A 13,485-nucleotide genomic window follows, 5' to 3' on the forward strand; every position below is an offset into this window, starting at 1 on the left:
GTTGCGGGGGATAGCGATTTACTGGTGGAAGCGCTCGCGGACGATGGAACGACGGTTTTAGCCGGCTATAAAATTTTACGCGCAAACTACACGAAAGCGGACTATAACATCAGGACAATCGTTCCTCCCGTCCTCGACAACGGCCCGTTCAATATTGGTTCGATCGGGATTAGGCTCGACGGTATCCGCTCCCGAACCCTGCGCTTAACTAGCAAGCGCAATAACGATCCCCTCCGTCTGAACGGAGTCGGCGATAACGGACCAGATTTCAAAGTAATCGCCGCCGACGTAAAGGTTCCCGAACCGAGTGTCGTGTTCGCAACTCTACTCGCAGGAAGTCTTGGAATCTTTGTGAAACGAGGCAAGGCCTGATCGTTCTACTCCCAGTTAGGAAGTGAATGCTTTTAATTAAAATGCCATCAACCAGCGAATTTCATTGATGAAAAATACCGATAAATAGGGCAAAAACCTCTATTTATCCAGTATTCAGGATATAATCACCCTTTTTCCTTGATCGCACAGATCGGGGAATTTACCCTTTATTTTCCTCCCTGAGCGCCTATGTCTGACCGTTACCGTTTCGAGACGCTACAAGTACACGCCGGCCAGGAACCCGCCCCCGGAACCAACGCCCGCGCCGTTCCCATCTATCAAACCACCTCCTACGTTTTCAACGATGCCGACCACGGGGCGCGACTGTTTGCCCTGGAAGAGTTCGGCAACATCTACACCAGGATCATGAACCCGACCACCGATGTCTTTGAGAAGCGGATCGCCGCTTTAGAAGGAGGTGCGGCGGCCCTGGCCACCTCTAGCGGTCAGGCAGCGCAATTTCTAGCGATCGCTAATATCGCGGCTGCGGGGGATAATATCGTTTCCACTAGCTACCTCTACGGCGGAACCTATAATCAGTTCAAAGTTTCCTTACCACGTTTAGGAATAAATGTCAAGTTCGTCGATGGCGATGAGGCCGAAGCTTTTCGAGCGGCGATCGACGAACGCACTAAAGCCTTATACGTCGAGACGATTGGCAATCCCCGATTTAATATTCCCGATTTTGCCGCCCTGGCCCATATCGCCCACGAGAACGGTATCCCTCTCATCGTCGATAATACCTTCGGCTGCGGCGGCTATCTCTGTCGCCCGATCGAACAGGGGGCCGATATCGTGGTGCAATCGGCCACCAAATGGATCGGCGGTCACGGCACTTCCATCGGCGGAGTAATCGTCGATTCGGGGAAATTCGACTGGGGAAACGGCAAATTTCCCCAGTTTACCGAACCCGCACCGGGTTATCACGGGTTGAATTTCTATGAGGTGTTCGGACCGTCTGGCCCTTTCGGCAATATCGCCTTTATTATCCGGGCGCGGGTGGAGGGATTGCGGGATTTTGGGCCCGCCTTGAGTCCGTTTAACGCATTTTTACTGCTACAGGGATTGGAAACCCTCTCCCTACGGGTCGATCGTCATCTGTCCAACGCCTTGGCCCTGGCGAACTGGCTCAAAGAACAGCCACAGGTGCAATGGATGGACTATCCCGGATTATCAGAACATCCTTACCACGAACGGGCGAAGAAGTACCTAAAACACGGCTTCGGCGGGGTTTTAGCCTTCGGGATTCGGGGCGGTTTCGAGGCCGGGCGGAATTTTATCAACCGGGTGAAACTGGCCAGCCATCTCGCCAATGTGGGCGACGCGAAAACCCTGGTTATCCATCCCGCCTCGACGACTCACCAGCAGTTAAACGAGGAAGAACAGCGATCGGCGGGAGTAACGCCCGAATTAATCCGCGTTTCCGTGGGTTTGGAACATATTGACGATATTATCGAGGATTTCCAGCAAACTTTCCAGAGTTTATAACCCACCACCCCGCCCATGGATCGCCTAGACTTTATCTCCCCGGAAACCCGTTTCTATTCCCCACCGCATCCTTTTGTTCTCGAATCGGGGGCGGTTCTCGAAAGGGTGCGGATCGCCTATCGAACCTGGGGAATTTTGAATAACAAGCGGGATAACGGGGTTATTGTCTGTCATGCCTTCACGGGATCGGCGGACGTGGAAGCTTGGTGGGAACCTTTGTTAGGAACTGGACGCGTTCTCGATCCGACCCGCGATTTTATTGTCTGTAGCAATATTCTCGGTAGTTGCTACGGGACAACCGGCCCGACTTCGATCGATCCCCGTACCGGTAAACCCTACGGCCCGACTTTCCCAGAGATTACCATTCGGGATCTGGTTCACCTACAACGGCTTTTGATGGATGCGTTGGGGATCGAGTCTTTGCGGTTGGTGATCGGGGGTTCCTTGGGGGGGATGCAGGTTTTGGAATGGGCGCTACTATACCCGGAGAGGACGCGATCGATCGCTGTGATTGCGGCTTCGGGACGACATTCGGCCTGGTGTATCGCGCTGGGAGAGGCCCAAAGGGGGGCGATCTACGCTGATCCAGATTGGCAAGGGGGAAATTATGCGATCGATCGCCCTCCGGCCCGGGGTTTATCGGCAGCCCGGATGATGGCGATGACTACCTACCGATCGCACGCCAGTTTTGAGGAACGTTTCGGCCGGGAGTACGGGGAGGGGGGAGAGTTCACGATCGCCCGCTATCTAGAATATCAGGGGAAAAAGTTAGTCGAACGTTTTGATGCTAATGCTTATATCACCTTAAGTAGGGCGATGGATCGTCATGATGTCACCCGGACGGGAAAAAGTTACGAATCGGTTTTACAGTCGATTCAACAACCGACGGCGATCGTGGCGATCAATTCGGATCTTCTTTATCCTCCGGTGGAACAAGAGGAGTTAGCGAAATATATCCCCAATTCGGAATTATTCTGGTTGCGATCGCCGCACGGTCACGATGCGTTTTTAATGGATGGCGATATGGATGCGTTGAATGATCTTCTCGTCACTTTCCGTTTAGAAAGGGGAACTCGTGACGGTTGCGGGTTCGGGATGACTGGGTAGAAAGCGATCGGCGTTGCTGCGCCGGAGGCGATCGGGATGTTTGAGAGGAAATCTTGTTAAAATTAGAGAAAGGAAGTTTGCTTTAATCGTTCGTGTTAACTCCCCGAACTCGTTCAATGGAATTTAAAAGTATCAAAGAGCTTCGTGAATATCTCCGTCGTTATAACTCTAACTCGTTTTTAGAAGTTGGTACAAGTGTATGTTGGCAAGAATGGCAAAATGGGGGACCTCGAATATCGCGTCTAGGACAGGGAATAAAAAATTCCAGACGAAATTATGCTTTACGCTTGATCTTGCTTGGGAGTGCAGGAAATCCTTACGGTAATCAAGCGATTACTTTTCAAGAATTTGAAAGTCTCATTGATGTCTTGTCCAATTTTGCTAATCATACCATTTCAGACAAAACCCTCCTAGATACGGAAGCAGAATATACCTTTAATTATTTACATACTTGGGAGCAAGATAATTATAAAACTGTTCGTAACTGGAAATTGCTTCTAAGTGATATTTTCACCAAAGAACTAATACGCAAAAATGGAGGCCATCTTTTCTTACAGCGTCAGGCACTTTTTCAAAATTCTGGATTTGGGAAACCCCTTGCTCGCGTACAACGAACTATGAAGGTTTTTGAAATTCTAAATTCTATAGACTTAAATACTATAAATTTTTTTGAATCCTCCACTAAATTCAATCATGAATTTTATTTTGTTCAGTTTATGTCTAGCATCGGATATTTTTTGAAAACGAGATTTCGAGGTGGAGGTGTACTAGATTTTAAAAAAAGTTTTGATATAGATTTTGATGACGAACTGAAATCTAAAGGTTATACCGAAGAAAATCTAAGGATTTTTGTTCGTTTTCACGCTTTATCATACATACCTCCGATCGCCCGTTTAAATCTGATAATCCATGACGAAAACCACCTTACCACCCCGTGCGTTGGCACTTAAGGCCGCGGTCATCTTCTTGGGATAGGGTTGTTTTTTAATTCTCAGACCAAATTCTTTTATAACTTTTCAAGAGGATTTAGTATTACTTGGTCTAGCTGAAAGATAATTTTTGGCCATTCTTGGTTAAGACATTAAAAATAAACGATAGGATCGGCTGTCAATTAAGATATAAATCCCTAGAACAATATAGATAAAAGGACTAATTTTATGTCCGTAGTTTGTAACCACTTTAGCTATCCTGGGATGGGTAATCAAAAAATAGGCTAGGAGGCACCAAATCCCCATCATGAGATAAAAAACTATCATGATAATTAAGACGTGCATCGGGGAATTATTGGCAAAAAGAGAGGTATAGATACCAATATTATCACCACCATTAGCCACAGTCACGGCAGCAACGTAATAGGTTTGGGAGGGAAAACGAGGAAAAAAGGAGCGATTTTTAGAATAATTAACATCTGATCTTACTTCTTGAATATAATCCTCATTTTCCCTTGACAAAAGTTGTTTAATGCCGATAATTAGAGGGATAAATCCTAATAGACCAATCCATTCTTTAGAAACCAGTAACCCAAATAGTAAACCGAGGGAACTAGCTAGGAGAATCAGGGTAAAACCGAGGTATTGACCAACAATCAGGTGTCGAGGTCGAAAATTAGCATTAAGTCGCGAGAAAAACAACATTAGCACCATCAGATCATCGAGATTTGTGGCCACAAAACTCGTCACGCTAGTAATTAAAAGGGTTACTAACCAATTCATAGATTGAAAAAAGAGATAATCCTTCCCATTCTAAATCTCGTAGTGCCAGATGTCCTCCTCTCGTAAAAGAAGACGATGGACGGGAAGACGTTCCACGGCCCCCTGTTGTTCAAGATGATTAAGTGCGCGGGTAATTGTGACTCTAGTGGTTCCTAATAAGTCAGCGATATCCTGATGAGTTAGACGCACATCAATTAATTGTCCGGTACCGGTTTGTTTACCAAATTGATTGCCTAACCATGACAGTAATTTCACAACCATAACATCAGTACGTTTGTAGCTACGAATAATACTTAGTTCTTGTGCTTGCTGAAGATGAGACAGCAGAATTTCTGCCATTTGATAACTCTCAACTGTGGAAAAGGAAACTGCTTGCACAGGAGTGATGCACTCAACTTGATAGGGATTGACTCTCTCTAGGGTTTTGCCAACAAAATTGCCAGGTCCCCACAATCCCAAGACGATCAGGGTTCCATCTTCTAACCAGGTGGAGGTTTTCACGACTCCACTCTCGATTTTCCAGAAATTAGGGTTTCTAAGGGGCAAAATCGCCCGATTATCAAAGTGCCAGCGATGGGGGGTTGGTGGTTGATAGGTAAGCGTCATGATTGGTAATTAATTTTGATGAGGTACTTAGCTAGTCAAAAGCACAATTTCCCCGATAAAGGGGCTTTTTAGACGAGTTAAGGTTTTTTTGATAATTTTGGGGTAAAAACGATAATTACCCCAAAAAAGACTGATTTTATGCCCTTGCAAGCCCTATTTATTTCGGGGTGCTAGTCTTCTCCAGTTCCGTGGTGGCCGAGGAGATCAGTTCTTGCCAAGCTCGATCGCTTTCCTGTAGAGTTTGTTTAACTGCGTCGATGGTCTTTTCCACGCGAGTTTTCAGGAAAGGGGAAGCATTGTCTTTGAGTCGTTCGGTGTCGTCGGCTAAGATATCGATCGTCTCGGAGGTATTAACAAGGCTATTTTCTAGGGTAATAAGGTTGTTTTGCAGGGTTTCACTGAGGTTAGCCCCAGATTTGGTCAATTTTTTCGTAAATTTACTCACTTTTTCCCCTAGATCGTCAATATTGTCCGCTAAGTTCTCTAGGTTGTCCTGTTGAGCTTCGATAATCTTCTTATCGAGAGAAGGAGCGGCCAGTTGAGCATTTAGGTCATCGATAGCCGATTTTGCCGCTTGGATGGCTTTTTCATAGGCAATTTGGGCATCTTCCAGAATTTTTGGGCTAGAAACCTCATTTTTTTTCTTGACTGGTTCCACCACAGTGCCACCCGTTGCTGTTGCACGGTCAATGACGGCCAACGGTTCGGGGAGTAGCGGCAAGGCGATCGCATTTCCCCTTCCCCCGAGGAGCAAAGTGACCGTTAAGAGGAAAATCAGCAGCCGGAAAACTTGATTTTTGAGGCTTTGAAAGCTCTTATTTCGGTTGATCATGATTTAATTTTCTCCTGTTTAGAAAAATTAGTTACTCTCTCTAAATGCTATCATATAAAATATTTGTATTTTGTTTATACACAGAAAATTTTATAAAAAATTTATTATATTTTTGTTTAATAAATTGCAAATAAAAATATAAGTTATCTGAGCCAAAAGCCATTACAGAAAAGCTTTTGCTCTCCTAATAAAAAATAATTTTTATCGTTTTTTTTATTAATGGGATGCTGAACTATCCGATGAGTCTATTTCTTGATTAATCGGATATATTTTCTTACGACCTTTAATATATTTGGCTAAGGGTTGTTTTTTCTTCAGTCGTTTAATGCCACTGAGGGTGGAGAGAGTGAAAAAAGTTCCCACCAGAACCATCTGCCATAAACCGCAGCCAGAAGCCGCGCCTAATCCTGCCGCTAACCAGATAGTCGCCGCCGAAGTCAAACCTTTCACTTGTACCTTATTTAGTTCCCGATGGGATTGTTGTAGGATGATTCCCGCCCCTAAAAAACCGACACCAGAAGCGACCCCTTGAATAGTACGACTGAGAGCATTAGAAGACGCATAACCCACATCTCCCTCCGCTTGTAGGGGAATCATCACGAACATGGCAGCCCCGAGACTAACGATGATAAAAGTTCTCAATCCAGCCGGACGACCGCCTCGCTGTCGGTTATAACCAATCAGACAGCCGACGGCCATAGCCATACTCAGCCGAAAAATAATCGTTTGCCAATCTGTCGAGTCAAAAAACATTGCTTAACCCATCAAATGAGATAAAAACTTCGCCTAACCAATCAAGGCCTTTTCCATATCCCGCTTTAAATCGTTCCTATTCTCATTCCCAGTTTTAAGGGTTCTTTTTCCGGCGAGGTAAAAGCCGTCGCTGCCGTTAATCACCCCTTTAACCCGATGCTAATGACGGGCGAGACTATGCTGGGGATGACTGGGTAAACTGGGATAATAAACTCGATCGATCTTGGGATGATTAGCCTGAAAATAGGAGATCAATAGGGCATTTTTCTCCCATCCAGGGACCAGCGCATCGGGTTGCCTGTCCTGGAATATTCATAGCTTCCGAGATAAATGGGAACCGTTACCGCCCCATGAATCGCCCTCGTTTCAAATTCCATCAATTTACTGTCCTATTAGTCGATATCTTCGAGGTCTTTAAACAGGGCCGTGCTGAGGTAACGTTCCCCGAAACTAGGCTGAATCATGACGATTAATTTATCTTCGTTTTCGGGTCTTTTGCCCACCTGAATCGCCGCCCATAAAGCCGCCCCGGCCGAGATGCCCGATAGTAGTCCCTCCTGACGAGCTAACCGTCGCGCGTAGGCGAAAGCGTCCGTATCATCGACGATAATCACCTCATCGATTAATTCCGGTCGGAAAATGGCCGGAATAAAACCGGCCCCGATGCCTTGGATTTTGTGCGGTCCCGGTTGTCCTCCCGATAAGACGGGACTATTAGAGGGTTCAACTGCGATCGCTTGAAATTGGGGACGACGGGGTTTAATGGTTTCGGCAATACCAGTAATGGTTCCCCCGGTTCCCACGCCACCGATAACGATATCTACCAGACCATCGGTATCAGTCCAGATTTCTTCGGCGGTGGTTTCTCGGTGAATTTTCGGGTTAGCCGGGTTGCGGAACTGTTGCAAACTATAGGCGTTGGGGGTGTTTTCGACTATTTCCTCAGCCCGGGCGATCGCTCCTTTCATGCCTTGGCTACCCGGGGTTAATTCTAATTGCGCCCCGTAAGCTTTTAACATGGCCCGTCGTTCTAAACTCATGGTTTCGGGCATAGTCAGGACTAAGCGATAGCCTTTGGCTGCCGCTACCATGGCCAGGGCGATGCCGGTATTGCCGGAAGTGGGTTCCACCAGAATTGTTTTATCGGGGTGAATTAGTCCGGCGGCTTCCGCGTCCTCCACCATACTGACACCGATGCGATCCTTAACCGAGGCGGCGGGGTTCATACTTTCCAGTTTGACGACGATGCGGGCTTTTACTCCCTCTGCTACTGGGATTCGATTCAGTTGAACTAGGGGTGTCCGTCCTACCAATTGGGTGATGTCTTTTGCGATCGCCATAATCCCACTTGCTTTATACTTGTTGGCTATTTTTAATTATATATGTATTTAAATTGTTTTACAATACCTTTTAGATTGAAGTACAGTGCGTCGGCGGGGATAATCCCTGTCGATTTTTATTGCCTTGCCACTTTTTTTGTATATCGAAGCACAATCGATAAAATTGTCTTGGGAAATTTCCCTCAATTTAGTTAATTATTATTAGTATATGAAAGCACATTTGTTTAAATAACTTAAACGAATTATTAGAGAGATGAAAAGAGTGATACTTTTTCTTGGTATAGAGTTACACATTTAGGAAAGTTTTCTGAGATTTATATTAAAAAATTATTTTTTTGCCACTTTTTTGAGAAACAATTTTTAATAAATAAAGGTGAAAATATGTTCTATAAAATAATTCATGGCAAAAACGAAGTCTATCTAGGAGCGGATAACAACGCTAAATTCAATTAACAAGAATTGTTCCTCGATATACAAAAAATCTGGCCAAGGGAGAGCAAAACTTTTTTCTGGGACGATATTATAGTCCCAAGGGAAAAACTCCTAGATACTTTATCGGAAAAATAAAGAAAAGCCAGAAAAATCAACCTCGATATTTTGCCGAAACCAATCATCATTATAGGAGATGAAAACTATGGTGTTAGATGCCTTTGCCAAAGTCGTTTCCCAGGCCGATACCCGGGGGGAATACCTGAGCGAGAATCAAGTCAATGCCCTAATTGCCTTCGTCAAAGATGGTAATAAACGGGTCGATGTGGTCAATCGTCTTTCCAGTAATTCTTCTGCGATCGTTACCGATGCCGCGCGTAGTTTGTTTTCAGAACAACCCGTTTTAGTTGCCCCCGGTGGCAACGCCTATACAAACCGTCGTGCCGCCGCCTGCTTGCGGGATTTGGAAATTATCCTGCGCTACGTTACCTATGCCACCTTCACCGGCGATGCCAGCATCCTCGATGATCGCGCCTTGAACGGTCTGCGGGAAACCTACGTCGCCCTAGGGGTTCCGGGTGCTTCTGTTGCGGCTGGAATTCTCAAGCTCAAAGACGCTTCCCTTGCCCTAGCAGCCGATCCCAACGGGATCACTCGTGGGGATTGCAGTTCTTTACTAGCAGAAGTCGCTTCTTACTTCGATCGAGCGGCGGCGGCAGTTTCCTGATGCTGTGACTTTCTTATCTCAATCCGATTAAACTTTTGTAGGAGCAATTCCATCGATGACCAAAACACCTTTAACCGAAGCGGTGGCTACTGCCGATTCCCAAGGCCGTTTTCTCAGCAGTGCTGAATTACAAGTAGCCTTCGGTCGTTTCCGTCAGGCCGCCATCACCCTAGAAGCGGTAAAAATCCTCGCCCAAAAAGCCCCCAGTTTAGCCCAAGAGGCAGCCAACGCTGTCTATCAAAAATTTCCCTACACCACCCAACTCCAGGGGCCGAACTATGCCTACGATGAGCGGGGGAAATCCAAGTGCGTTCGTGATATCGGCTACTATATCCGAATTATTACCTATGCCCTCGTGGTAGGGGGTACAGGCCCGATCGATGAATATCTGGTCGCCGGTTTGAGTGAAATTAATAGTGCTTTTGAACTATCTCCTAGCTGGTATATCGAAGCCTTAAAATACATCAAAACCAATCACGGATTAAGTGGGGATGCTGCTGTAGAAGCTAATTCCTACATTGATTATGTGATCAACGCCCTTAGCTAATTTACTTCAACTTTACGTCAAAATAAGCTCAAATCTCCTAAATTCACCTCGGGATGAGCGCCGAGGTTTTTTTGCGTCCGTCTAATACTAAATTCAGAAAACGGGTTTCTCCGAGAAACCCGTTTTCTGCCTAACTTAGCCATCCTCGCGAACCTACCCCAACAAAAAAACCATCTTGGGTAAGATGGTTAAACACAACGAGTATAAACCGACAAACTTGACTTCAGACCGCTTTTTCTGGCCCAGTAGCGACGGGCAGATCTGTGGTACTGTACTCTGTCCAAGAACCCTCATAAATTCGCACCTTGGGATAACCGAGCAGATGTTTGAGGACAACATACTGTAAAGTCGCTTCCCGTCCCGTACTGCAACTGACGATAATATTATCCGAGGGCTTGATGTTGCGTTGGGCAAGAATCTTCCTGATTTCGTCTAAAGATTTCAATTTATGGGGATTTTTCAGAGATTCATCGGGATTATTCGCTTCCGTAAAGGTCGGCCAGGGTATATTTTTCGCCCCCGGAATATGACCATTTCTCAGCCAGATATCCTGTTTCCCCTGAAAAAGTTCTTCCGGTCTAGGATCGATAAAAACCACATCGGGTTTGCCGATCAATTTCTCTACTTCTGCCAAAGTCACCCGAATCGAGGGATTATCACGGACAGTAAAGCTCCCTGGTTGATATTTAGGGAATTCTTTCGTTACCTTTTGTTCAGAAGCCTTATAACCCTTAAAACCACCATCTAAGACGGCCACATCTCGGAAACCCGATCGCTCTAATAAATAAGCGACCATGGTTGCCCCCAAGACATCGCGACCATCGGAATAGACTACCACTCGATCGCCATTAGTGATTCCCGCAGCGGCAAAGAGACTGCCAATTTTATCCTCTTGCCAATATTGAACCGGCAAAAATCCGTTCGGACCGCGAAAATTATTATCGGCTATATTCACCGCTTTCGGTAAATGACCGGTGATATATTCCAAAGGATTAATCCGCAGATCGAGAATTTTTAACTTCGGATCGTTGAGATTTTGTGCTACCCAAACCGGCGATACAAAGTCTATCTTAGTCTCAGATTTAGACGTGGCCATCAGGGGCGATGACGGTGCTAAGGTAAAGGTTAAAATGCAGAGAAGAACTAAAGTGAGAAAAGCAAGGGGACGGCTTTGAAACCGTCCCAGGGATAGACCTTTCCCTTTAGGCAGTTTTGGTTTCATGATTCAGTGTCAGCGACGAATATCAAACAATAATTACTATAGGGCTTTGATTAGCTTTCTCCAAAAATTTAGGTATAACGTGATATTTTTTTTGGCAGCAAGTCGATCAACTAATTATTAATTTCCTCTTGGGTGTTGATCGCCTTGGGTGTCTCTAATAACTGTCGCCACCAGATATGAACTAGGAAAGACCAAGCGATCGCTAAAAGCCAAGCGGCAAGGATATCACTAGGAAAGTGAACCCCTAAATAAAGACGAGTCCAAGCAATAACCAAAACCAGGGGAATCCCCAGTAAAACTACCCCTAAAAACCAGCGCGTTTTCCAAGATAGGATCAGTAAAGAAACCACTAACAGGGAACTAAATAAAGCATGACCGCTAGGGAAGGCAAAATCATCGGGTAAGGGATAAAATAACGGCCAAAATTGCGGGCGATTCCGATGAAAAAGAATCTTGAGATTATAACTAATTGCCCAACCTCCCGCCATAGTTACAAGGAGATAAGCGAACCCATACCAGTATTTTTTTAGGGCAAAAATCAGCAGTGAAATTGTTAGTATCGGAGCCACTCCCCAATAAGTACCTAATCCCGTTAATTTTATGGCCAAAAAGTTTAGGTTTAAATTAGCGGTTTGATGAATAGATAGCATCAGGGATTTTTCCCAAGCAAATCCTTGGGGATGCCGATCAATAGCGATCGCTAAATCCGTAAAACTTAGCGATGTTAACAAGATGGCTAAGAAAAATAAGCTATTGTTTAAGTAGGTTTTGGGAATCACGGGGAAAAAGTAGCGATCGAGGATAACAGAGGCATTTCTAATACCTGAAAATGAATTAAGACCATAATTACTAATGTATAGGCAGTCGAGGAAAGTAATCCATTTCTTAATTCTTTTGGCCAATTGCGTTCTTCTTTCTCTCCACCGATTAATTCTTTCGTCCCGAATTGCATCAGTAGGATTCCCACAAGATTAGATAACCAATAACCAACCACGGCCGCAGGTAGAAAAAAATCGGCGTGTAAGCAAGCAATTAAACGACCAAAACCGTAGGCGATCGGCAGATTAAAAATTAGATCGTTCCACCAACACAGGGGCGATAATAAGTAACCAATCAATACCAAGCTTCCGTTTTTGATTTTGTCAAGTAGATACATCTTTTTTTTAGTTACTAACTATTAGTTTTGTTTTTTTTGCCATCAGCAATCAACTATCTCTGCTATCTAGCTGACGGCTGATGGCTCACTACTAATTAACGCTGAATTTGGTCAAAAATCGCCCCATCAGCGAAGAATTTTTTCTGTATCTCCTCCCAACTACCGATCGCCGTATAGGAGAACAGATTCGGCACTTTTGGGTATTGTTTACTAAACTCTTTAGCCACATTAGCATTAACCGGACGGAAACCCACCTTGGCGAATTCCCGCTGCGCTTCGGGAGTAAAGAGAAATTGGGCAAAAGCTGTCGCTACTTCCCGGGTTTTGCGTTTATCAACTATTTTATCCACTACGGCCACCGGTGGATCGATCGAAACATTGACCGGAGGAATAGTATAGGAAAAACCGGTTTCCCCTTTTTGACGGGCCAAAATTACCTCGTTTTCGTAGTTAAGCAGCACATCCCCCTGATCCTGTTTAAAGAAGACATCGCTGGCTTCCCGGGCATCTTTGGGTAGTACAGGCACGTTTTTATAGACATTGCGGACGAAATTGGTCGCTTGTGCTTGATTGCCGCCGGTCTGAGTTACCGCTCCCCACAGGGCCAAAAAATTCCAACGGGCCACCCCAGAGGTTTTCGGGTTGGCAGTAATCACTTTAATCCCCGATTTGGCTAGATCCGGCCAGTTGCGGATTCCTTTGGGATTGCCCTGACGAGTAACTAAGGCTACCACGGAACGAGTGGCGATGGCGTTATTGGGTAATTCTTTCTGCCAACCGGGGTTAACTAAACCCGCTTTTTGCAGGCGTTCCACATCGGAACCGATAGCCAAATTTACCACATCTGCATCTAATCCGTCGATAACAGCGCGGGTTTGGGAACCAGAGCCGCCATAACTCTGTTTAATCACTACATCCTGTTTTTTCTCTCTTTTCCATTTGTTGACGAATAGAGGAATGATTTTTGAGTAGGCCGATTGAGTCACCGCGTAGGAAACTAGGGTGATTTCCACGGTTTTTTGTTTAGCTTGCTGTTTGTCCGGACTTGCCAGCAGATTACTTGATGCCGATAGGGGACTAGAAGCTAGTCCGATTCCCGTTGTGACAACGGCAGCCGTAGCTAGAGAAATAAAAGGTAAGAGGGTTTTCGGTTTTGAGGATCTAGGATCAGGGATCACGATGTCATCGGCTCCT

General features: G+C 45.4%; 17 protein-coding genes. 6 read left to right on the forward strand and 11 right to left on the reverse strand.

Annotated elements, in window-relative coordinates; genetic code table 11:
• The 4 genes from IQ234_RS07795 to IQ234_RS07810 all read left to right on the forward strand — a co-directional run.
• Positions 1-372: PEP-CTERM sorting domain-containing protein (locus tag IQ234_RS07795; RefSeq protein WP_193956680.1), on the forward strand; the 372-nt coding region annotated here is incomplete at its 5' end.
• 189 nt (positions 373-561) lie between these two features.
• Positions 562-1,860, forward strand: coding sequence for an O-acetylhomoserine aminocarboxypropyltransferase/cysteine synthase family protein (locus IQ234_RS07800; protein WP_193956681.1), 1,299 nt, complete (start codon positions 562-564; stop codon positions 1,858-1,860).
• A 15-nt stretch (positions 1,861-1,875) separates the two neighbouring features.
• A complete protein-coding gene (metX, locus tag IQ234_RS07805) occupies positions 1,876-2,967 on the forward strand; it encodes a homoserine O-acetyltransferase MetX (RefSeq protein ID WP_193956682.1) in 1,092 nt (363 codons plus the stop codon).
• Positions 2,968-3,083: 116 nt separating this feature from the next.
• Positions 3,084-3,917: a hypothetical protein gene (locus IQ234_RS07810; protein WP_228008419.1), complete on the forward strand. Its 834-nt coding sequence runs from the start codon at positions 3,084-3,086 to the stop codon at positions 3,915-3,917.
• Positions 3,918-4,040: 123 nt separating this feature from the next.
• Here IQ234_RS07810 and IQ234_RS07815 read toward each other — a convergent pair whose 3' ends face one another.
• The 7 genes from IQ234_RS07815 to cysK all read right to left on the reverse strand — a co-directional run bounded on the left by IQ234_RS07815 (position 4,041) and on the right by cysK (position 8,210).
• Positions 4,041-4,679, reverse strand: a complete 639-nt coding sequence (locus IQ234_RS07815; protein WP_193956683.1) for a cadmium resistance transporter — start codon at positions 4,677-4,679, stop codon at positions 4,041-4,043.
• A gap of 30 nt (positions 4,680-4,709) precedes the next feature.
• Positions 4,710-5,285: a Crp/Fnr family transcriptional regulator gene (locus tag IQ234_RS07820; protein WP_151695583.1), complete on the reverse strand. Its 576-nt coding sequence runs from the start codon at positions 5,283-5,285 to the stop codon at positions 4,710-4,712.
• Positions 5,286-5,442: 157 nt separating this feature from the next.
• Positions 5,443-6,117, reverse strand: a complete 675-nt coding sequence (locus IQ234_RS07825) for a hypothetical protein (RefSeq protein ID WP_193956684.1) — start codon at positions 6,115-6,117, stop codon at positions 5,443-5,445.
• A gap of 216 nt (positions 6,118-6,333) precedes the next feature.
• Positions 6,334-6,870 (reverse strand): MgtC/SapB family protein, encoded by a 537-nt coding sequence (locus IQ234_RS07830; RefSeq protein WP_002787138.1) that lies wholly within the window; start codon positions 6,868-6,870, stop codon positions 6,334-6,336.
• A gap of 159 nt (positions 6,871-7,029) precedes the next feature.
• Complete coding sequence (locus IQ234_RS21065; RefSeq protein ID WP_228008420.1) at positions 7,030-7,125, reverse strand: PLP-dependent transferase; 96 nt, start codon at positions 7,123-7,125, stop codon at positions 7,030-7,032.
• Positions 7,122-7,247, reverse strand: a complete 126-nt coding sequence (locus IQ234_RS21590; protein ID WP_265578473.1) for a hypothetical protein — start codon at positions 7,245-7,247, stop codon at positions 7,122-7,124. The genes IQ234_RS21065 and IQ234_RS21590 overlap by 4 nt, the downstream gene beginning before the upstream one ends.
• A gap of 15 nt (positions 7,248-7,262) precedes the next feature.
• The gene (gene cysK / locus IQ234_RS07840) at positions 7,263-8,210 is read right to left on the reverse strand and encodes a cysteine synthase A (RefSeq protein ID WP_193956685.1); all 948 of its coding nucleotides are present in this window, start codon (positions 8,208-8,210) and stop codon (positions 7,263-7,265) included.
• A gap of 637 nt (positions 8,211-8,847) precedes the next feature.
• Here cysK and IQ234_RS07845 point away from each other — a divergent pair.
• The gene (locus tag IQ234_RS07845) at positions 8,848-9,366 is read left to right on the forward strand and encodes a phycocyanin subunit beta (RefSeq protein ID WP_002733930.1); all 519 of its coding nucleotides are present in this window, start codon (positions 8,848-8,850) and stop codon (positions 9,364-9,366) included.
• Between the two features lie 55 nt (positions 9,367-9,421).
• Positions 9,422-9,913: a phycocyanin subunit alpha gene (gene cpcA, locus IQ234_RS07850; protein WP_002732914.1), complete on the forward strand. Its 492-nt coding sequence runs from the start codon at positions 9,422-9,424 to the stop codon at positions 9,911-9,913.
• A gap of 223 nt (positions 9,914-10,136) precedes the next feature.
• On the opposite strand, the gene IQ234_RS07855 is transcribed toward cpcA, so the two are convergent.
• The 4 genes from IQ234_RS07855 to IQ234_RS07870 all read right to left on the reverse strand — a co-directional run bounded on the left by IQ234_RS07855 (position 10,137) and on the right by IQ234_RS07870 (position 13,469).
• Positions 10,137-11,135, reverse strand: coding sequence for a sulfurtransferase (locus IQ234_RS07855; protein ID WP_193956686.1), 999 nt, complete (start codon positions 11,133-11,135; stop codon positions 10,137-10,139).
• 110 nt (positions 11,136-11,245) lie between these two features.
• Positions 11,246-11,914, reverse strand: coding sequence for a phosphatase PAP2 family protein (locus IQ234_RS07860; RefSeq protein ID WP_193956687.1), 669 nt, complete (start codon positions 11,912-11,914; stop codon positions 11,246-11,248).
• Positions 11,911-12,291 carry a hypothetical protein gene (locus IQ234_RS07865; RefSeq protein WP_002787142.1) on the reverse strand — a complete coding sequence of 127 codons (381 nt, stop codon included), beginning with the start codon at positions 12,289-12,291 and terminating at the stop codon, positions 11,911-11,913. Before IQ234_RS07865 ends, IQ234_RS07860 begins: the two co-directional genes overlap by 4 nt.
• 95 nt (positions 12,292-12,386) lie before the next feature.
• Positions 12,387-13,469: a sulfate ABC transporter substrate-binding protein gene (locus IQ234_RS07870; RefSeq protein WP_193956688.1), complete on the reverse strand. Its 1,083-nt coding sequence runs from the start codon at positions 13,467-13,469 to the stop codon at positions 12,387-12,389.
• Positions 13,470-13,485: the final 16 nt, after the last annotated feature.

Origin of the sequence: Microcystis aeruginosa LEGE 91341 (genome assembly GCF_015206885.1) — a bacterium.
Classification (GTDB): domain Bacteria; phylum Cyanobacteriota; class Cyanobacteriia; order Cyanobacteriales; family Microcystaceae; genus Microcystis; species Microcystis aeruginosa_H.